This window comes from Micromonospora sp. (assembly GCF_048594385.1).
Classification (GTDB): domain Bacteria; phylum Actinomycetota; class Actinomycetes; order Mycobacteriales; family Micromonosporaceae; genus Micromonospora; species Micromonospora wenchangensis.
This window is the reverse complement of record NZ_JBMDWU010000436.1, coordinates 1-18,288: the sequence shown is the minus strand read 5'-3', so window position 1 is coordinate 18,288 and position 18,288 is coordinate 1. Positions and strand designations below refer to the sequence as shown.

Genomic DNA, 18,288 nt, shown 5'->3' with positions numbered 1-18,288 from the left:
TCGGGGATGTGACTTCCCGCGTCCCGGTGCTCCTGTCCAGTTCCTCGGTCTTTCCTGAGCGGACCGCGGCGGCGTTCCAGCTCGCCGCGGCACTCGGCTACGACGGGGTCGAGGTGATGGTCTGGACCGACGCGGTCAGCCAGGACGCCGGGGCGCTGCGCGGCCTCGCCAAGCACTACGGCGTCCCGGTGCTGTCCGTGCACGCCCCCTGCCTGCTGGTCACCCAGCGGGTGTGGAGCCCCGACCCGTGGGAGCGGCTGCGGCGGGCCGCCGAGCTGGCCGACACGCTGGAGGCACCCACGGTGGTGGTGCACCCGCCGTTCACCTGGCAGCGCGACTACGCCCGCAACTTCGCCGACGGGCTGCACACCGTCGCCGACCGGTTCACCGGGCTGCACTTCGCGGTGGAGAACATGTACCCGGTGCGGATGGCCGGCCGGCAGTTCGTGCCGTACGTGCCCGGTTGGGACCCGACCGAGGTCGGCTACCCCGCGTACACCCTCGACCTGTCGCACTGCGCCGCGTCGCACAGCGACCCGCTGGCGATGGCCGACCGGATGGGCACCGGCCTGGCCCACGTCCACCTCGGCGACGGCACCGGGGAGGGCCGCGACGAGCACCTGGTGCCCGGCCGGGGCACCCAGCCCTGCGCCGAGCTGCTGCGTTCCCTGGCCGGACGCGGCTTCACCGGCTCGGTCGCGGTGGAGGTGACCACCCGGGGCGCCAAGAGCCGCGCCGTCCGCGAGTCCGACCTCCGCGAATCCCTGGCCTTCGCCCGCGCCCACCTAACCGCCCCCACCCCCCTCAACGCCTGAGCGCGGGGGAGGGGTCAGGGGACCGGGGTGAGGGTGGGTTGTTCGGCGGCGCGCTTGCGGGCGCGGTGGGCGGCCACGTGCGAGCGGGTGGCGCAGCGCTCCGAGCAGAACCGGCGGCAGCAGTTCGACGAGGTGTCCAGGTAGACGTTGCCGCAACGTTCGTCGGCGCAGACCCCGAACCGGGCGCTGCCGTACTCGCAGAGCCACACCGACAGGCCCCACGCCGCCCCGGCCAGGTATTCGGCGCTGACCGACGCGCCCCGGCTGGTCACGTGCATGTGCCAGTCGCTGGAGTCGTGGCCGGAGATGCGCGGCTGCACCGGGAACGCCTCCAGCAGCGCGTTCAGTTCGGCCACCGCCTGGGCGTCGCGCCCCGAGGTGCCGTACTCGAAGACGTCGCGCAACCGCTTCTGCGCCCGTCGGAAGACCGCCAGGTCCCGGTCGGCCACCTCGTCGCGCATCCACGCGTTCTCGTCCGGAATGAGGGCCCGCAGGTCGTCGAGGTCGTCCAGGTGGGCGTTGACGAGGTCAACCCCGGTCCTGGCGTACGCGTCGAAGTTCACCCGACCAACGGTAGACGACTCACGCGGCACGCGGCGCGTCGATGTAGTGCGGCAGGAAGCGCGCGTAACCGTCGGTGATCAGACTCTCGCTCTCCCGGATGCCGACGCCTGCCGACTCGCCGTCGACGATCCAGCTACCCAGCACCATTCGGCCCCCGTCGAACTGCGGCAACGGCCGGAACTCCTGATAGCAGAAACCCTCGTCGCCATAGATCCCGGGATTGCTGATCTCCGTGTCGCCGGTCACGATGCGTACCGAACCACCCTCGCGGCCGAGCAGCGGCTTCGCCACGTACTCCGGCATCCCACGTGGCGAGTCCAGGTACGCCGGCAGCAGGTACTCGTGCCCGGGGAACAGCTCCCAGAGCACGGCCAGCAGCGCCTTGTTCGACAGCAGCAGCTTCCAGGCCGGTTCGATCCAGGTGGTCGGGGTGCCCGGCTCCAGCGCCGGTCGGCCGTACGGCTCGGCCAGCATCCACTCCCACGGGTAGAGCTTGAAGCAGGTGGTGACCGGCCGGTCGGCGGCGTCGACGAAGCGCCGGCCGTCCCAGCCGACGTGCTGGATCGGCAGCAGGGTCACGTCCAGCCCGGCCTGCCGGGCCGTCTCGGCCAGGTAGCCGGCGGTGATCTGGTCCTCGCCCGACTCCTCCTCGTTGGACCAGCACACGTGCACCCGCCGGTCGTGCAGCCCCGCCCCGATCTTGGCCCACGCCCCGACCAGCCGCTCGTGCAGGCTGTTCCACTGGTCGGCGTCGGGCCGGGTGTCCTCCAGCCAGTACCACTGCACAATGCTCGCCTCGACCAGGGCGGTCGGGGTGTCGGCGTTGTACTCCAGCAGCTTCGGCGGCCACGTGCCGTCGTAGGCCAGGTCGAACCGGCCGTACAGGGTGGGCGGGCGCTCGTGCAGCGACCGGGCGACCGCCTGCGCCGCCCACGCGGGGATGCCGAACTCGGCGTACCGGTTGCGGGCCACCACGTGCTCGGCGGCGGCCACCGACATCCGGTGCAGCTCCTCGGTCGCCTCCTCCAGCCGCAGCACCTCGTCGAGGTCGAAGGCGTACGCGGCGGACTCGTCCCAGTACGACATGATCTCGCCGTCGGGCAGTTCGGTGTCGACGTACACCAGGCCCTGGGTACGGATCACCGCGTCGAAGTCCGGTCGGGGGGTGACCCGCTCCCGGCGCACCGTCAGCCGCCGCAGGAGGCGAGATGGGTGCCGAATCCGCCGCGCTCCGGCAGCGCGCCGGCCACCGGGTCCGGCGCGGCGGCCCGGGGGTCGATGCCCACGGTCGGCACCTGCATGGCGAGCGCCACGGTGTCCCCGCCACCGACCGGCCCGAGGGCGCAGTCGTCATCGTCGTCGTCGGAGGTGAGGTTGCAGCCGGAGAGGGCGAGTGCCAGCGCGGTGAGCGCGCCGAGCTGCACGGAGGCCGACCGCAGCCGGCGGCGGGGGTGTCGTTCCACGTTCATGGTTGTAACTGATCCACGCCACCGGCGCGTCCCCTGACCGGCCCGCTGCCGTGGCCGGAACCGGTCCGCCCGGCCGCCGGAACCGGTCCGCCCCGCCGCCGGGCGCGGCCGCACGGTCGGGCGTTACGCTCGGCTCATGCTCCGTTCCGTCATCCTCGCCGCCTCCCGGTCATCCCAGGTCGAGCGGCTCGTCGCGACGGCCCCGTTCACCCGGGACGTCGTCCGCCGGTTCGTCGCCGGCACCGGCACCGACGACGCGTTACGCGCCACCCGCGAACTCGTCGCCGACGGCCTCCGGGTCACCCTCGACAACCTCGGCGAGGACACCGTCACCCCCGACCAGGCCACCGCGACCCGGGACGAGTACCTCGCCCTGCTGCGGGCGCTCGACGCCGCCGGGCTCACCCCGGCCGCCGAGGTGAGCGTGAAGCTCTCCGCCCTCGGTCAGCGCTTCGACGAGCAGCTCGCCTACGACAACGCGCGGGCGATCTGCGTGGCGGCCGACGAGGCGGGCACCACGGTCACCCTGGACATGGAGGACCACACCACCACCGACTCGACCCTGGACACGCTGGTCAAGCTGCGCAAGGACCACCCGTCGACAGGAGCGGTGCTCCAGGCGTACCTGCGGCGCACCGAGTCGGACTGCCGGGAGCTGGCGGGTGCCGGGTCGCGGGTCCGGTTGTGCAAGGGCGCGTACGCCGAGCCGGAGTCGGTGGCGTACCAGTCGGCCCGGGAGGTGGACAAGTCGTACGTGCGCTGCCTCAACGTGCTGATGTCCGGGGCGGGCTACCCGATGCTGGCCACCCACGACCCGCGCCTGATCGCCATCGGCGAGGACCGGGCCCGCTGGTTCGACCGGGGCCCCGGCGAGTTCGAGTTCCAGATGCTGTACGGCATCCGCCCCGAGGAGCAGGCCCGGCTGGCCGGCGAGGGCTACACGGTGCGCACCTACCTGCCGTACGGGGAGGACTGGTACGGCTACCTGATGCGCCGTCTCGCCGAGCGCCCCGCGAACCTGGTCTTCTTCGGCCGGGCCCTGGCCTCGAAGAAGTAGGCCACCGGGGAACACCAGGTCACGACCGGGTGAACGACGCCTGGAGCGCGATCAGTTGTGGGAAGGGATCGCGCAGGTCACAGCCGCCCCGCTACCGTACTGGTAACACGCGCGTTGCCGGCCCGTACGGGAGCTCCGTCGGGTGGCGCGCGCCGGGCATGGGATGGGTCGGGTGAGCCATGGCCGGGTCGCAGTCCTCCGACGGTCGGCTGTCGGACGTCAGGTTCCTCACGGTCGCCGAGGTCGCCTCGGTGATGCGGGTCTCCAAGATGACGGTCTACCGCCTGGTGCACAGCGGTGAACTCACCGCCGTGCGGGTGGGCCGGTCGTTCCGGGTGCCCGAGCACGCGGTGCACGACTATCTGCGGGGGGCGTTCCAGGAGACCGCCTGACCCCGCCGATCGCGACGTAACGGGCATCGACGGGGGCGCGTTGGTCCTGCTGACGCTCTCCGGCTACCCTGGAGCCCGATCTGACCGTGCGCCGGTGCGCCCCGACGCCACCAGGCTGGTCCAGGTCCGTTGTCCGTAAAGCGGCCACCGGCGTCACCATCTCGACGCCGAGGGTCCGTCCCGAACGTTGCATTGAAAGGCTGTCGCATGGGCTCGGTGGTCAAGAAGCGTCGCAAGCGCATGGCTAAGAAGAAGCACCGCAAGCTGCTGCGCAAGACCCGCGTCCAGCGTCGCCGTCTCGGCAAGTGACCGACGCCGGGTCACCCCCGGCGTCCGGTACCACTTGCCAACTGTCGACCCCCGGAGGCTCAGGTGATCAGGCCGCGGACATCCCGGCTCGATCACTCCTGCCGGTCAGGGCGTGCACGATGACCCCCGGTGGCACCTCAGGTGCTCCGGGGGTCGTCGTCGTGACCGGGGTCGGTCGCTACCTCGGCGCGCACGTCGCCGCCCGGCTCGCCGCCGACCCCCGGATCGAACGGGTGATCGGCATCGACCCGGCCACCCCCGGCCCCGAGTTCGCCGGCCTGCTTGACCGGGTGGAACGCATCCGGCTGGACCTCGACTCGCTCGGCGGGCTGCTGGCCGACCTCGACGTCGCCGCCGTGGTCCACCTCGCCCTGGTCACCGCCCCCGACCCGCAGCACGGCGGTCGGGGGGCGATGAAGGAACAGAACGTCATCGGCACCATGCAGCTGCTCGCCGCCTGCCAGCGGGCGCCCCGGCTGCGCAAGCTGGTGGTCCGGTCGTCGACCGCCGCCTACGGCGCGTCCTTCCGCGACCCGGCGGTCTTCACCGAGGAGACCGAGCCCCGTGAGGTGCCGCGCGGCGGTTTCGGCCGCGACATCCTCGACATCGAGGGGTACGTGCGCGGCTTCCGCCGCCGTCGGCCCGACGTGACCGCGACGGTGCTGCGGTTCGCCCCGTTCATCGGCTCCACCGCCGACACCACGCTCACCCGCTACTTCTCCCGGCCGGTGGTGCCCACCGTCTTCGGCCGTGACCCCCGGCTCCAGTTCGTGCACTTCGACGACGCCCTGGAGGTGCTGCACCGGTCCGTCGCCGAGGACCACCCGGGCACGTACAACGTGGCCGGGCCGGGGGTGCTCTCGCTGTCCCAGGCGATCCGTCGGGCCGGCCGGGTGGCCGTACCGGTGTGGGAGCCGGGGCTGTCCGGGGCCGCCGCGATCGCCCGTAACCTCGGCTTCGGCCGCTACGGCCTCGACCAGGTCGACCTGATCGTGCACGGCCGGGTGGTCGACACCCGCCGACTGACCAGGGAGTACGGCTTCACCCCGCGTACCACGGCGGCGGCGTTCGACGACTTCATCCGGGCCCATCACGGCGGGGTGGTGGTCACCCCGGACCGGCTCGCCGCCGCCGAGCAGGCGGTGCTGGAGAGCATCCGGCAGGTCCGCTCCGCCGTCCGGGACCGTACGTGACCGCGCAGAACGGCCACCGTCGGCTCACCACGCCACCCGCCCTTGCCTCGCGCAACGGCTCGGGCCCCGACCCGACCGTCCCCGCGACGCCCCGTCCCACCCCGGCCGCCTCCGATCCGGCCGGCTCCGGTCCGGCGGGTGGGCGCTCGCCGGGGGTGGAGCGGCCCGGTGACCAGTGGGACCGTCGGGTCGCCTCCGGGCTGGCGTTCCTGCGCCGCCGCCTGTCCGGCCAGTACGAGGTGGACGAGTTCGGCTTCGACCCGGAGCTGACCGGGACGGTCTTCCACCCGCTGCTGCGGCTGCTCTACCGCGACTGGTTCCGTACCGAGGTCACCGGCCTGGAACACGTACCCGCAGACGGCGCCGGCCTGGTGGTCGGCAACCACTCCGGCACGGTGGCCCTGGACGCGCTGATCCTCTCCGCGGCCCTGCACGACCAGCATCCCGCCCACCGCTACCTGCGGCTGCTCGGCGCGGACCTGGTCTTCCGGATGCCCGTCGTCTCCGAGTTGGCCCGCAAGACCGGCGGTACGGTCGCCTGCAACCCGGACGCCGAGCGGCTGCTCGGCAACGGCGAGCTGGTGGGCGTCTTCCCGGAGGGGTTCAAGGGCATCGGCAAGCTCTACTCCGACCGCTACAAGCTGCAACGCTTCGGTCGGGGTGGTTTCGTCTCGGCGGCGTTGCGCACCGGTACCCCGATCGTCCCGGTCGCCATCGTCGGCGGCGAGGAGATCTATCCGATGCTCGCCGACATCAAGCCGCTGGCCCGGCTGCTCAAGCTGCCCTACTTCCCGGTCACCCCGACGTTCCCGTTGCTGGGGCCGCTGGGCATGGTGCCGCTGCCGAGCAAGTGGCTGATCGAGTTCTGCCCGCCGATCCCGACCGCGCACCTGACCGACTCGGCCGACGACCCGCTGGTCGTGTTCAACCTCGCCGACCAGGTCCGGGAGACCATCCAGCAGACCCTGCACCAGCTCCTGGAACGCCGCCCCGACCCGTTCGGACCCTGACCGCTCCCCGGAGCCCGGGCGACGCGGTGGCCCGGGTCAGGCCGGGCGGCGGCGTCGGTGCAGTGCCCGACCGGCGGAGACCGCGCCGGCCAGCAATCCGAGCGCGGCCGTCGACGGTACGGCGATCCGCGCGGCCCGGCGACCGGTGCGGAAGTCCCGCACCTCCCAGCCCCGTTCCCGGGCCACCCGCAGCAACGCGCCGTCCGGGTTGACCGCCACCGCGCGTCCCACGGTGGTGAGCATCGGCAGGTCGTTGCTGGAGTCGCTGTAGGCGGTGCAGCGGGGAAGGTCGAGCCCTTCGACCGTGGCGAGCTGGGTGACCGCCTCGGCCTTGGCCGGCCCGTGCATCAGCTCGCCCACCAGCCGACCGGTGTACGCCCCGTCGACCACCTCGGCGACGGTGCCGATCGCACCGGTCAGGCCGAGTCGGGCGGCGATCACCCGGCCGATCTCCACCGGCGCGGCGCTGACCAGCCAGACCCGCTGCCCGGCGTCGAGGTGCCGCTGGGCGAGCCGACGGGTGCCGGCCCAGATCCGGGGCGCCATCAACTCGTCGAAGATCTCCTCGGCGAGCCGTTCGACGTCACCGACCCGCCAGCCCTCGACGAAGGCGAGGGCGGCCTCCCGGGCCTGTGACATGTCGCCGGCGTGCTCGGTGGCCAGCACCCGGTACCGGGCCTGCTGCCAGGCGAACCGGGCCAGGTCGCCGGTGGTGAAGTAGCGGCGGGCGGCGAGCCCCCGGGCGAACCAGTAGATCGACGCGCCGCGCATCATCGTGTTGTCGACGTCGAAGAACGCGGCGGCGCGGGGGTCGGTCGGCGTGGGCCCGACGGCCGTCGCGTCCGCCCATCCGGTGGTGTGTCCGTGGGCGTCGGTGCTGACCGTGACCCTTCGGGTGCCGGCCATGGCGCCTCCCCTCCGACGAGCGACCCTTCATGATCGAGCCTAGTCCGGGCGCGGACCGTGGCCGGCCGGTCGGCACGGGAAGTGTGGCGTGCGGCTCCGTCGCCGGTCAGCGGTCGGTCGGGCAGGTGCCGGGCACCGGGCCGAGGGCGTCGCTGCCGACCGGGGCGGGCAGCGCGCAGGCGAGCGCGGTACGCAGCGCGTCGGAGCGCCGGCGGATGGCGTCGAGCAGGGCGAGGGACTGCCTGGTGCGTTCCCGTTCGGCGGAGCCGGCCCCGTCGAGCAGGCCGCCGACCGCCCGGCGCTGCCCGCTGACGAAGGTGTTCACCGCGTCCAGCGCCGCCGGATCGCCGTGCTGCACGGCACCGCCGGTGAGCAGTCGTACGCCCTGGCGGGTGTCGGCGTCCATGTCGTCGAGCACCGCGCCGAACCCGGTCGCGTCGTCGCGGAGCGTGGCCGCCTCGTCGAGCCGGGTCCGGGCGAAGTCGAGGAAGAGTTGCCCCCGGCTGACGTCCGAGCTGGCCAGGGCGAGCTGGGCGCGTTCGGTGGAGCGCTTCATGCCGTACAGGGCGTCGCCCGGTACCGCGTTCTCGCTGGCGGCCGAGATGCCGGAGACGGCGACCGCCCCGGCCGCGATGCCGACCAGGATCGCGCCCCGGGCGCGGGCCCGTCGGGCGGTCGCCCCGCCCAACAGGGAGCCCCGGCCGGTGGCCTGCGACGTGCCGTCGGTGACCGGGTCGGTGGCGTGCTCGCGTTCGGCGGCGGCCACCAGCATGGCCCGCAGGCCGGCGCGGAACTCGACGTCCACCCGGATGTCGGGTCGTTCGGCGACGAGTCGCTGCCCGACCGCCACGAGCCTGGTGAGCTGGTCGTCGGCGCGGGACCGGACGTGGTGGCGTCGGCCGCCGTTGGCCTCGTCGAGAAGCTGGGCGAAGCGTACGGCCCGACGACGGGAGAAAAGGTCGCTGTCCACCGCAGGCACCCCCTCTCGCTGGTCACGGCCGGTCGGCCGCGGTGGTCCACGCGACCGGCGGCGGCGTGCACCGTCGTACCAGGGTCGTGGTCGGCGGCGCTGCTCCGGACCGGGACGGGTCCGGGGTGCGCCGGACAACCACCGGCCGCACCCGGAGAAACGCTCCGTGCCGGGCCCCGGTTACGGGACGGTCGGGAGTGAAATCACGAAGAGTGATCGTCGCGGCAGGTCAGGGCTGGAAACCGTCCGGAAGTAGACGGGCCAACGCGCGGACCGCTCGGTACTGCAACGCCTTGATCGCTCCCTCGTTCTTGCCCATCGCGCGGGCGGTCTCTGCCACCGAGAGGCCCTGGAGGAAGCGGAGCACGATGCACTCCTGCTGTTCCGGGTTGAGCCGGGTGACGGCGGTGAGCAGGGCGACGTTGGTGATGTGTTCGACCACCGCCGCTTCGGGGCTGCCCTCCGGCCCCCGGTCCTCCCGGTCGGCGTCGAGCACGTCGCCGGTGGTCACCTCCAGCCGGTAGCGGCCGGACTTGAAGTGGTCGGCGACCAGGTTGCGGGCGATGGTGACCAGCCAGGCTCCGAGGTCGCGGCCCTGCCAGGTGAAGCTGCCGATCCGCTTGAGGGCGCGCAGGAAGGTGTCAGAGGTCAGGTCTTCGGCCAGCTGCCGGTTGCCGACCCGGAAGTAGACGAACCGGAAGACGGTGTCGACGTACCGGTCGTAGATGAGGCCGAACGCCTCGGCCTCGCCGGCCTGGGCCCGCTCCACCAGCGTCCAGACCTCGGTGGCCGGGTCGGACGGGTCGGGGCGGCTCGGGAAGCCGGTGGGGGAGGTGCCGGTGGGCGGCGTCGCGGTGGCGGGCGGTCCGGCGGCCGGGACCGTCGGCTGCCCCCCGGGTACGGCCGGGATCAGGGCGGTGTCGTCGGCGGGTACGGCCGGGATGACGGCGGTGTCGTCGGCCGGCACCACCGGTATCACGGCGGTCTCCCCGCCGGCGGGATCGGTGGTGGCGGGCGGCTCGCCGACCCGTCGGGTCTGCGTCGGCATGGGGGGCCGGGAGTGGGAGGCCACCCGGCCGGCCGGCGTGGCGTTGCCGCCGGGGGCGGCGGGCCGGGGGGCCGCCTCGTTGGGGTGCGGACGCTGGTGCGGCCGGCGGGGCGTCGCCTCCGGCCGGGCCGGGTCGAGCCGTTCGTTGACCGCCGCCCGGGGCGTCGGCCCGGTCAGTCCGGTGGGATGATCCGGGTAGCCGAAGGCGGTCACCGGGCCTCCCCGCAGCGGGTCACGACCGTGACCGGACGGCGGCGGGCGGCCGCCGTGCCGGGTCTGCCCCGGACGGGCAGGGCCGTGTGGGGGGGTGCCGACGCGCGGCAGATCCCCTTGAGGTGCTGGTCCAATGCGCGCACAGGCACGGGGGCCTCCTCGGGCTGAGGGGTGTCGACTCACGGCAAATGGGGTGAGCCGACCCGAGTGATGATAGGGCCAACGTCACCCGCGTGTGCCAAGTCCGTTACACAGGGCCAAAGTATTTGCCCGGCCCGCCGACCCCTGGCGGACCGGTTGTCCGTCGTGGTCGGTTGACTTTCACGTCGCGACTTGTTCCTTGATGGAAATTGCAGCCCAGGGGGGGTCGTGGAGGGTCACCGGCACCCCGCCCGGCCGGTCCGGCGACGGGGCCCACGGGCCCGTCCGGCACCGCCCCGGGGGCGGTCGCGTCGGCCCCGTTCGGGTGGTCCCGGTCGACGCTGCGTGACGGTTCGGTGTGTGGGCCTGGTCGGGCGGTCGACGGCGTGCCAGACTCAGCCACCGCGCGACCGGCTCGGGCGTCCCGGGTGTGCCGCACCCGGGGACGGGCGAGACTGGGCGGGCGTGCCCGGCCCGCCGCCGGGCATCCGGCACCGGTGCGCGGCGGTCCGTCCACCGCGCGCATCCCCGTCGCGGCCGAGTCCGGCCGCCCTCACCCGGAGGTCCCGATGTCCACTGCCGCCCGGCTCGCCCTGATCACCCGCCCCGGTTGCCACCTGTGCGACGACGCCAAGGCCGCGCTGGAGCGGGTGGTGGCGGTCACCGGGGACCGGTGGGTGGAGAAGGACGTCACCGGCGACGTGGAGTTGGAGCGTGAGTACGGCGACCGGCTGCCGGTGGTGCTGCTCGACGGCAAAGAGCACGGCTACTGGCGGGTGGAGGAGGAGCGGTTGCTGCGCGACCTGACCACCCCCCAGCTCTAGGGTGGCGCGGATCACGCTGGGTCATCGAGCAAGCGCGATTGGTGAGAGAAGTCGGGATTGCGCAATAATCGCGCGGCGGCACCGCTGGCGTGCCCGATCGATCTTGTGAGATGGGGGAGCAGGTGCAGGGGGGCCGCGATTCAGCAAGATCGCGATTTGTGCACGTCTTCACAAGCGCCTACTCTGTAGTTTCGACGCGCCCTGCTAGCACGGCCGGCTCGCCCGGCCACCGGCGGGGGTCCCCCAACGGGCGGGCACCGGAGCCGGCCGAGGATCGCACCGCACGGAGTCTCATGAGTCAGCAACGTCACCCTGGCGCGCCCGGCCGCGCCGGTGCCGTACCGGCGCTCCCGGACCTCCCGGAGGCGACCGTCGCGCGGCTCCCCGAGTATCTTCGCGCCCTGCACAACCTCGCCGACGCCGGCCACGAGACGGTCTCCAGCGAGGGCCTGGCCGGGGCGGCAGGGGTCAACTCGGCCAAGCTCCGCAAGGACCTCTCCCACCTCGGCTCGTATGGCACCCGGGGGGTCGGCTACGACGTCGCCCTGTTGATCGACCAGATCGAGTTCGTGCTCGGGCTCACCCAGCGCCGGGCGGTCGCCCTGGTCGGGGTGGGTAATCTCGGTCACGCCCTGGCCGGCTACGACGGCTTCGCCAGCCGGGGTTTCCGGATCGCCGCCCTGTTCGACGCCGACGCGTCGCGGGTCGGCGAGATGATCAACGGGCTGGTCGTCCGGCACGTCGACGAGCTGCCCCGGGTCGCCGCCGAGGAGGCGATCTCGATCGGCGTGATCGCCACCCCCGCGCCGGCCGCCCAGGCGGTGGCCGAGCAGCTGGTCGCCGTCGGCGTCACGAGCATCCTCAACTTCGCGCCGTGCGTACTCTCGGTGCCGGACGGGGTCGACGTGCGCAAGGTCGATCTCGCCATCGAGCTTCAGATCCTGTCCTTCCACGAGCACCGCAAGGCGTCGTTGACCGCGCTGCCCGCCGCCGGCGGCTCCGCCCTCACCGCCCTGCCCGGCGGGCTCGCGACCCCCGACACCCAGGAGGCGATCGGCACGTGAAGCTGCTCGTCGTCGGCGCGTCCTACCGCACCGCTCCCGTGGCCACGCTGGAGCAGCTTGCCGTCGCCCCCGCCGACCTCACCCGCACCCTGGACCGCCTGGTCGCCCAGCCGTACGTCGCCGAGGCGGTGCTCGTCTCCACCTGCAACCGGGTGGAGGTGTACGCCGCCGTGTCCGGTTTCCACGGCGGTCTCGGCGACGTCTGCGCCGTTCTCGCCGAGCAGGCCGGCGCGCCGCCCGCCGCCTTCGCCAGCCACCTCTACGTGCACTACGACTCGGCCGCCGTCGACCACGTGTTCCGGGTCGCCGCCGGGCTGGACTCCATGGTGGTCGGCGAGGCGCAGATCCTCGGCCAGCTCCGCGACGCCTACCACTGGGCCTCCGGCGCGGACACCGCCGGACGGCTGCTGCACGAGCTGATGCAGCAGGCGCTGCGGGTCGGCAAGCGGGCCCACGCCGAGACCGGCATCGACCGGGCCGGGCAGAGCGTCGTCACGGCCGCCCTGGACCTCACCGCCGAACTGCTCGACGGCGACCTCGCCGGCCGGCCGGCCCTGGTGGTCGGGGCCGGCGCGATGGGCGCGCTGAGCCTGGCGACGCTGTCCCGCCGGGCCGCCGGGCCGCTCACCGTCATCAACCGGGGGGCCGACCGGGCCGTCCGGCTGGCCGAGTCGTACGGGGCGAACGCCGTCCCGATCGCCGGACTCGTCCCCGCGCTCTCCACAGTGGACATCGTAGTGGCCGCCACCGCGGCCACCGAACCGGTCCTCACCGTCGACGTGGTGACCCGGGCGCTCGACCGCCGCGACCCCGACCGGGGGCCGCTGGTCCTGCTCGACCTCGCCGTGCCCCGCGACGTCGCACCCGAGGTGGCCGGGCTGCCCGGCGTCGAGGTGATCGACATCGACCGGATGGCCGCACTGCTCGCCGACGGCCCGGCCGCAGCCGACGCCGCCGAGGTGGGCCGGATCGTCACCGCCGAGGTCGAGGCCTTCCTGAGCTGGCTGCGCGGGGCCGACGTGGCGCCCACCGTGGCCGCCCTGCGCGGACGCGCCGACGACGTGGTGACGGCCGAACTGCGCCGGCTCGCCCAGCGTCGCCCGGACTTCAGCGACGACCAGCGCGCCGAGGTGGCCCGCACGGTGCACCGGGTGGTGCAACGGCTGCTGCACCAGCCCACCGTCAAGGTCCGCCAGCTCGCCGCCGAACCGGGCGGTGACCAGTACGCCGCGCTGCTGCGCGAACTGTTCGACCTGGAGGTGCCGCAGACCTCCGGGGTCGACGCGGTGCCCGACGTGGTCCAGACCGTCGACGGCCGTGGTTCGTTCGGGGTGGCCGACGTGCCGGCGACCGACACCGACCAGCCGCCCACCGGAGGTGAGCGATGAGTACCCCCCTGCGCCTCGGCACCCGGGGCAGCGCCCTGGCGATGGCCCAGTCCGGCCACGTCGCCGCGGCGATCACCGCGGCGACCGGCCGCGCCGTCGAGCTGGTCGAGGTGGTCACCGCCGGGGACCGGTCGTCCGCGCCGGTGCAGCGCCTCGGCGTCGGCGTCTTCGTCTCGGCGCTGCGCGACGCGTTGACCGCCGGCACCATCGACCTGGCCGTGCACTCGTACAAGGACCTGCCCACCGCCGGGGCGAGCGGGCTGCACGTCGCGGCCGTGCCACCCCGGCAGGACCCGCGCGACGCGCTGGTCGCCACGGGTGGGCGTACCCTCGCCGAGCTGCCGGCGGGGGCCGTGGTCGGCACCGGCGCGCTGCGCCGTATCGCCCAGTTACACGCCCTCGGCCTGCACCTGGAGGTCACCCCGATCCGGGGCAACGTCGACAGCCGGCTCGCCCGGGTGCTCGGCCCGGACGCCGACCTCGACGCCGTCGTCGTGGCGCGGGCCGGGCTGGCCCGGCTCGGCCGGACCGACGTGATCACCGAAACGCTCGACCCGATGCTGATGCTGCCCGCGCCCGCCCAGGGCGCGCTGGCCGTGGAGTGCCGGGCCGACGACTCCGACCTGGTCGAGCTGCTCGCCGTGCTCGACCACGCACCGTCGCGGGCCGCGGTCGTCGCGGAACGCGCGTTGCTGGCCACCCTGGAGGCCGGGTGCTCCGCCCCGGTCGCCGCCTACGCCGAACTCGCCGAAGGCGACGCCGGTGATGAGATCTACCTGCGCGGGGCGGTGATCAGCCCGGACGGTTCGCGAGACATCCGGCTGTCCCGCACCGGAACGCCCGCCGACGCGGCGGAGATCGGCAAGGCACTCGCCGCCGAACTCCTCGAACTCGGCGCCGACTCGATCCTCGGCCACGAAGGAAGCACCGGCCCGGGGACCCAGCAATTTGGGAGCACAGAATGACCCGCACCCGTAAGCCCGTCGGCCGCATCGCGTTCGTCGGCGCCGGACCCGGTGACCCGGGCCTGCTGACCCGCCGGGCCCACGACGCCCTGGTCGACGCCGACCAGGTGGTGTACGACCGGGGAGTCCCCGAGACGCTGCTCGACGTGGTCCGGGCCCAGGCCCGGTCCGACGCCCAGTTCAGCCCCGCCGAGGGCGTGCCGGGCGACGTGGCGAAGATGCTCATCAGCGCGGCCCGCTCCGGGCTCAACGCGGTGCACCTGGTCGCCGGTGACCCGTTCGGCCACGACTCGGTGGTCAAGGAGGTGCAGGCGGTCGCGCGTACCGCCGCGCACTTCGAGGTGGTGCCGGGCGTCGGCCAGGCCGAGGGCGTCGCCACCTACGCCGGGGTGCCGCTGCCCGGGGTACGCACCGCCGCCGACGTCGAGGACGTCAGCGCGCTGGACTTCGACGCGCTCGCCGCGGCCGTCGCCCGGGGTTCGCTGGCCCTGGCGGTCGACGCCGGTGACCTGGCCGCCGTGCGGGACGGTCTGCTGGCCGCCGGGGTGGACGGCAGCACCGGGGTCGGGGTGACCGGCGACGGCACCGGCGAGACGCAGTACACCACCACGTCGAGCGTGGACTCGTTCGTCGCGGCGGCGCTGGGCTTCACCGGCCGGGTGGTGCTCACCGTCGGCGAGGGCGTCGGCCAGCGGGACCGGCTGAGCTGGTGGGAGAACCGCCCGCTGTACGGCTGGAAGGTGCTCGTCCCCCGGACCAAGGAGCAGGCCGGGGCGATGAGCGCCCGGCTGCGCGCGTACGGGGCGATCCCGTGCGAGGTGCCGACGATCGCGGTGGAGCCGCCGCGTACCCCGGCGCAGATGGAGCGGGCGGTCAAGGGGCTGGTCGACGGCCGGTACGCCTGGGTGATCTTCACCTCGGTCAACGCGGTCCGGGCGGTCTGGGAGAAGTTCGCCGAGCACGGTCTCGACGCCCGGCACTTCGGCGGCGTCAAGATCGCCTGCATCGGTGAGGCCACCGCCGACGCGGTGCGCGCCTTCGGCATCCAGCCGGAGCTGGTGCCCGACGGGGAGCAGTCCTCCGAGGGGCTGCTGGCCGAGTTCTCCCCGCACGACGAGATCCTCGACCCGGTCGGCCGGGTGCTGCTGCCCCGCGCCGACATCGCCACCGAGACGCTCGCCGCCGGGCTCACCGAGCGCGGCTGGGAGGTCGACGACGTGACCGCGTACCGGACGGTCCGGGCCGCCCCGCCGCCCGCCGAGATCCGTGACGCGATCAAGTCGGGCGGGTTCGATGCGGTGCTCTTCACGTCCTCCTCGACGGTGCGTAACCTCGTCGGTATCGCCGGGAAGCCGCACGCGCGTACCGTGGTTGCCGTCATCGGGCCCAAGACGGCGGAGACCGCGACGGAGTTCGGCCTGCGGGTCGACGTGCAGCCGCCGCACGCCTCGGTGCCCGACCTGGTCGAGGCGCTCGCCGCCTACGCCGTCGAACTGCGGGAGAAGCTCGCCGCCATGCCGGCGAAGCAGCGTCGGGGTTCGAAGGTGCAGGGGCCCACCGCGCTCAGGTTCCGCTAGCCGTACTGGGAGGCCCCTCATGCCGTACCCCGAGATCCGGCCCCGCCGGCTGCGTCGCAACGCGGCCGTGCGGCGGCTGGTCTCCGAGACCCGCGTCGACCCGGCCGAGCTGGTCGTGCCGATGTTCGTCAAGGAGGGGCTGACCGAGCCACGGGCCATCGCGTCGCTGCCGGGGGTGCTCCAGCACTCCCGGGACTCGCTGCGCAAGGCGGCCGTGGAGGCGGTCCAGGCCGGGGTCGGCGGGATCATGCTGTTCGGGGTGCCCGAACGGCGCGACCCGACCGGCTCCGGCGGCATCGACCCGGCCGGCATCCTCAACGTCGCCATCCGCGACGTGGTGGCCGAGGTCGGCGACGCCACCGTGGTGATGAGTGACCTGTGTCTCGACGAGTTCACCTCGCACGGGCACTGCGGACTGCTCACCCCCGAGGGCGGGGTGGACAACGACGCGACCCTGGCCGCGTACGCCGAGATGGCGGTGGCGCAGGCGGACGCCGGGGTAGGCATGGTCGGCCCGTCCGGGATGATGGATGGGCAGGTGGGCGTGGTCCGCCGGGCCCTCGACGCCGCCGGCCACGCCGACGTGGCGGTGCTGGCGTACGCGGCGAAGTACGCCTCCGCCTTCTACGGCCCGTTCCGCGACGCCGTCGAGTCGGCGCTCGACGGCGACCGGCGCACCTACCAGCAGGACCCGGCGAACCTGCGGGAGTCCCTGCGCGAGGTCGAGCTGGACGTGGCCGAGGGTGCCGACCTGGTGATGGTGAAGCCGGCCCTGCCCTACCTCGACGTGGTGGCGGCGGTCCGGGCCGCCGTGGACGTCCCGGTCGCCGCCTACCAGGTCTCCGGCGAGTACGCGATGGTCGAGGCGGCCGCCGCGAACGGCTGGATCGACCGCGAGCGGGTGATGCTGGAGACGCTCACCTCGATCCGGCGGGCCGGCGCGCAGGTCATCCTCACCTACTGGGCGGTCGAGGCCGCCGAGTTGCTGCGCCAGCGTTACTGATCGCGGGGGCGGGCTGCGTGCCGCGAGCGCCGTGGCCCACCCTCGTCCGCGTCACCCGGACCGTCCCGTCGCCGTTCCCGGGTCCCGTTCCCAGCCCTGCCCCCGCCCTGGCTCCTGACCCCGGTCCCCGGCATTCGGCATTCGGGCCCGCCCCCGGTCCCGCTCCTGGCCCTAGCCCCGGTCGCCGTGACCTCCCGGCCCCGCTCCCGCCTCAACCCAGGTCCAGACCCTGCCCCGGTCGTGCCCTGGCCCTTGGCCCGGCCCCCGGACCCGCGTCGGCGAGTGGGGTTGCGGCGAGGCTTGCCTGAATCGGCGGCAACCGCCCGCTCGGCGGGCGACCGCTTTGATTACTCTCCGCACTTTATAGCTCTCCTCCCCCTACCCTCGTTCGCACACTTTGCTCTGCTGCCATCTACGCGACACTCACCGTGGGTGCCTGTCGCGGATGAGGCAGCAGAGCAAAGCTTCGGCGGGGCAGTGGGTGGGGGTGGAGAGGGGGTGGATGTTCTGGCTGTTCAGGGTGTTTCGATGGATCTTGACGGTGATGACGCCGTTCGAGCCGGCACTACTCGCAGTAATTGCGGCGAGAAGGCGGCGAAGTGACCCGGTGTGATCGGATGGAGTTCGCGAAGGGTGGGGTTTTCCACAGTTCGCGGCGTTGTCCACAGCCGACGACGGCGGGGTTGCGGCATGGTCCGGCCGGGCGCGACGGTGGCGACATGACCGACCCCGCGCTGCCACCCGAACCCACCGCCCGCCCCACGCCGGGCACCGGTCCGGCTTCCGCAGACCCGCCCGCCCCGGGTGCGACCTCCCCGCCCGCTCCGGACGAGGAAGGGGAGGAGCCGCCGACCTTCCTCAGTACGCCGTACGACCTGCCGTGGCCGGCTGCCGGGATCGTGCGGGCGGTCCGGCGGCGTGCCGACGCGAGTCAACGGGAACTGGCGCGCTGGGCGGGGGTGCACCACGGCACGGTGGGGCGGATCGAGGCGGGCGCGCTCACCCCGAGCATCGCCCTGCTGCGCCGGATCATCGCGGCGGCCGGTTTCCGGCTGGCCGTGGTCGACGAGTTCGGTCGGGTGCTCACCCCGATGCGGGACCGTGACGACATCCGCGACGGTGCCGGCCGCCGCTACCCGTCACACCTGGACACCATCCTCGACCCGGAACCGGGTGAGTGGTGGGCGGACGTCTACGGGCTCGCCCGGCCACCCGAGACGTTCTACCGCAACCGGGCCTTCCGGGACGCGATGCGCCGCCGGAGCCAGTGGGAGGTGCGGGTGGCGAAGTACCGCAACGTGCCACCGCCGCCCCGGGTGGTGCGCCCGCAACGGTGACGGCCCGCCGGACCGGCGGGAAGCCGGACCGACGGGCCGTCGG

General features: G+C 73.7%; 19 protein-coding genes. 13 read left to right on the top strand and 6 right to left on the bottom strand.

Annotation, left to right across the window (positions count from 1 at the left end; translation table 11 throughout):
* Positions 1 to 8 precede the first annotated feature (8 nt).
* Positions 9 to 815: a sugar phosphate isomerase/epimerase family protein gene (locus ACOJTC_RS23750; protein ID WP_420118545.1), complete on the top strand. Its 807-nt coding sequence runs from the start codon at positions 9 to 11 to the stop codon at positions 813 to 815.
* Positions 816 to 829: 14 nt separating this feature from the next.
* On the opposite strand, the gene ACOJTC_RS23745 is transcribed toward ACOJTC_RS23750, so the two are convergent.
* From ACOJTC_RS23745 to ACOJTC_RS23735, 3 genes are read right to left on the bottom strand one after another with little or no spacing between them, the layout of a single operon-like run.
* Entirely contained in the window at positions 830 to 1,378 is a 549-nt protein-coding gene (locus ACOJTC_RS23745) for a CGNR zinc finger domain-containing protein (RefSeq protein ID WP_088646103.1), read from the bottom strand.
* 19 nt (positions 1,379 to 1,397) lie between these two features.
* On the bottom strand, positions 1,398 to 2,564 hold the full coding sequence (locus tag ACOJTC_RS23740) for a glutathionylspermidine synthase family protein (RefSeq protein WP_420118544.1): 1,167 nt from the start codon (positions 2,562 to 2,564) through the stop codon (positions 1,398 to 1,400).
* A 2-nt stretch (positions 2,565 to 2,566) separates the two neighbouring features.
* Complete coding sequence (locus tag ACOJTC_RS23735) at positions 2,567 to 2,848, bottom strand: hypothetical protein (protein ID WP_232377627.1); 282 nt, start codon at positions 2,846 to 2,848, stop codon at positions 2,567 to 2,569.
* A 136-nt stretch (positions 2,849 to 2,984) separates the two neighbouring features.
* Between ACOJTC_RS23735 and ACOJTC_RS23730 the strand changes: the two genes are divergently transcribed.
* From ACOJTC_RS23730 to ACOJTC_RS23710, 5 genes are all read left to right on the top strand, one after another.
* Entirely contained in the window at positions 2,985 to 3,905 is a 921-nt protein-coding gene (locus ACOJTC_RS23730) for a proline dehydrogenase family protein (protein ID WP_420118543.1), read from the top strand.
* A 179-nt stretch (positions 3,906 to 4,084) separates the two neighbouring features.
* Positions 4,085 to 4,297, top strand: coding sequence for a helix-turn-helix domain-containing protein (locus ACOJTC_RS23725; RefSeq protein WP_088646105.1), 213 nt, complete (start codon positions 4,085 to 4,087; stop codon positions 4,295 to 4,297).
* A gap of 207 nt (positions 4,298 to 4,504) precedes the next feature.
* A complete protein-coding gene (locus ACOJTC_RS23720; RefSeq protein ID WP_007465623.1) occupies positions 4,505 to 4,606 on the top strand; it encodes a 30S ribosomal protein bS22 in 102 nt (33 codons plus the stop codon).
* 119 nt (positions 4,607 to 4,725) lie between these two features.
* A complete protein-coding gene (locus ACOJTC_RS23715; protein ID WP_420118542.1) occupies positions 4,726 to 5,799 on the top strand; it encodes an NAD-dependent epimerase/dehydratase family protein in 1,074 nt (357 codons plus the stop codon).
* A gap of 155 nt (positions 5,800 to 5,954) precedes the next feature.
* A complete protein-coding gene (locus ACOJTC_RS23710; RefSeq protein ID WP_204925012.1) occupies positions 5,955 to 6,809 on the top strand; it encodes a lysophospholipid acyltransferase family protein in 855 nt (284 codons plus the stop codon).
* Between the two features lie 36 nt (positions 6,810 to 6,845).
* On the opposite strand, the gene ACOJTC_RS23705 is transcribed toward ACOJTC_RS23710, so the two are convergent.
* The 3 genes from ACOJTC_RS23705 to ACOJTC_RS23695 all read right to left on the bottom strand — a co-directional run bounded on the left by ACOJTC_RS23705 (position 6,846) and on the right by ACOJTC_RS23695 (position 9,946).
* Entirely contained in the window at positions 6,846 to 7,715 is an 870-nt protein-coding gene (locus tag ACOJTC_RS23705; RefSeq protein ID WP_357926174.1) for an HAD family hydrolase, read from the bottom strand.
* A 106-nt stretch (positions 7,716 to 7,821) separates the two neighbouring features.
* Entirely contained in the window at positions 7,822 to 8,685 is an 864-nt protein-coding gene (locus tag ACOJTC_RS23700) for a DUF5667 domain-containing protein (RefSeq protein ID WP_420118541.1), read from the bottom strand.
* 229 nt (positions 8,686 to 8,914) lie between these two features.
* Positions 8,915 to 9,946, bottom strand: a complete 1,032-nt coding sequence (locus ACOJTC_RS23695) for an ECF subfamily RNA polymerase sigma factor, BldN family (protein WP_420118540.1) — start codon at positions 9,944 to 9,946, stop codon at positions 8,915 to 8,917.
* A 710-nt stretch (positions 9,947 to 10,656) separates the two neighbouring features.
* Here ACOJTC_RS23695 and ACOJTC_RS23690 point away from each other — a divergent pair.
* The 7 genes from ACOJTC_RS23690 (at position 10,657) to ACOJTC_RS23660 (ending at position 18,245) form a co-directional block, all read left to right on the top strand.
* Positions 10,657 to 10,911, top strand: coding sequence for a glutaredoxin family protein (locus ACOJTC_RS23690; RefSeq protein ID WP_204924775.1), 255 nt, complete (start codon positions 10,657 to 10,659; stop codon positions 10,909 to 10,911).
* A gap of 293 nt (positions 10,912 to 11,204) precedes the next feature.
* The gene (locus ACOJTC_RS23685; RefSeq protein ID WP_420118539.1) at positions 11,205 to 11,975 is read left to right on the top strand and encodes a redox-sensing transcriptional repressor Rex; all 771 of its coding nucleotides are present in this window, start codon (positions 11,205 to 11,207) and stop codon (positions 11,973 to 11,975) included.
* Positions 11,972 to 13,363 (top strand): glutamyl-tRNA reductase, encoded by a 1,392-nt coding sequence (locus ACOJTC_RS23680; protein ID WP_420118538.1) that lies wholly within the window; start codon positions 11,972 to 11,974, stop codon positions 13,361 to 13,363. The genes ACOJTC_RS23685 and ACOJTC_RS23680 overlap by 4 nt, the downstream gene beginning before the upstream one ends.
* Positions 13,360 to 14,328: a hydroxymethylbilane synthase gene (gene hemC / locus ACOJTC_RS23675; protein WP_363650787.1), complete on the top strand. Its 969-nt coding sequence runs from the start codon at positions 13,360 to 13,362 to the stop codon at positions 14,326 to 14,328. The genes ACOJTC_RS23680 and hemC overlap by 4 nt, the downstream gene beginning before the upstream one ends.
* The gene (locus tag ACOJTC_RS23670; RefSeq protein WP_420118537.1) at positions 14,325 to 15,905 is read left to right on the top strand and encodes a uroporphyrinogen-III synthase; all 1,581 of its coding nucleotides are present in this window, start codon (positions 14,325 to 14,327) and stop codon (positions 15,903 to 15,905) included. The genes hemC and ACOJTC_RS23670 overlap by 4 nt, the downstream gene beginning before the upstream one ends.
* A 19-nt stretch (positions 15,906 to 15,924) precedes the next feature.
* Positions 15,925 to 16,908 carry a porphobilinogen synthase gene (hemB, locus tag ACOJTC_RS23665; RefSeq protein ID WP_377682266.1) on the top strand — a complete coding sequence of 328 codons (984 nt, stop codon included), beginning with the start codon at positions 15,925 to 15,927 and terminating at the stop codon, positions 16,906 to 16,908.
* A gap of 719 nt (positions 16,909 to 17,627) precedes the next feature.
* Positions 17,628 to 18,245: a helix-turn-helix domain-containing protein gene (locus ACOJTC_RS23660; protein ID WP_420118536.1), complete on the top strand. Its 618-nt coding sequence runs from the start codon at positions 17,628 to 17,630 to the stop codon at positions 18,243 to 18,245.
* Positions 18,246 to 18,288 lie beyond the last annotated feature (43 nt).

Bases quoted from the DNA above. Each gene is read 5' to 3' on its own strand.
- hemC (WP_363650787.1), top strand. From the start codon at position 13,360: ATGAGTACCCCCCTGCGCCTCGGCACCCGGGGCAGCGCCCTGGCGATG.
- ACOJTC_RS23690 (WP_204924775.1), top strand. From the start codon at position 10,657: ATGTCCACTGCCGCCCGGCTCGCCCTGATCACCCGCCCCGGTTGCCAC.
- ACOJTC_RS23705 (WP_357926174.1), bottom strand. From the start codon at position 7,715: ATGGCCGGCACCCGAAGGGTCACGGTCAGCACCGACGCCCACGGACAC.
- ACOJTC_RS23685 (WP_420118539.1), top strand. From the start codon at position 11,205: ATGAGTCAGCAACGTCACCCTGGCGCGCCCGGCCGCGCCGGTGCCGTA.
- ACOJTC_RS23715 (WP_420118542.1), top strand. From the start codon at position 4,726: ATGACCCCCGGTGGCACCTCAGGTGCTCCGGGGGTCGTCGTCGTGACC.
- ACOJTC_RS23730 (WP_420118543.1), top strand. From the start codon at position 2,985: ATGCTCCGTTCCGTCATCCTCGCCGCCTCCCGGTCATCCCAGGTCGAG.
- ACOJTC_RS23725 (WP_088646105.1), top strand. From the start codon at position 4,085: ATGGCCGGGTCGCAGTCCTCCGACGGTCGGCTGTCGGACGTCAGGTTC.
- ACOJTC_RS23660 (WP_420118536.1), top strand. From the start codon at position 17,628: ATGACCGACCCCGCGCTGCCACCCGAACCCACCGCCCGCCCCACGCCG.
- ACOJTC_RS23735 (WP_232377627.1), bottom strand. From the start codon at position 2,848: ATGAACGTGGAACGACACCCCCGCCGCCGGCTGCGGTCGGCCTCCGTG.
- ACOJTC_RS23720 (WP_007465623.1), top strand. From the start codon at position 4,505: ATGGGCTCGGTGGTCAAGAAGCGTCGCAAGCGCATGGCTAAGAAGAAG.
- hemB (WP_377682266.1), top strand. From the start codon at position 15,925: ATGCCGTACCCCGAGATCCGGCCCCGCCGGCTGCGTCGCAACGCGGCC.
- ACOJTC_RS23670 (WP_420118537.1), top strand. From the start codon at position 14,325: ATGACCCGCACCCGTAAGCCCGTCGGCCGCATCGCGTTCGTCGGCGCC.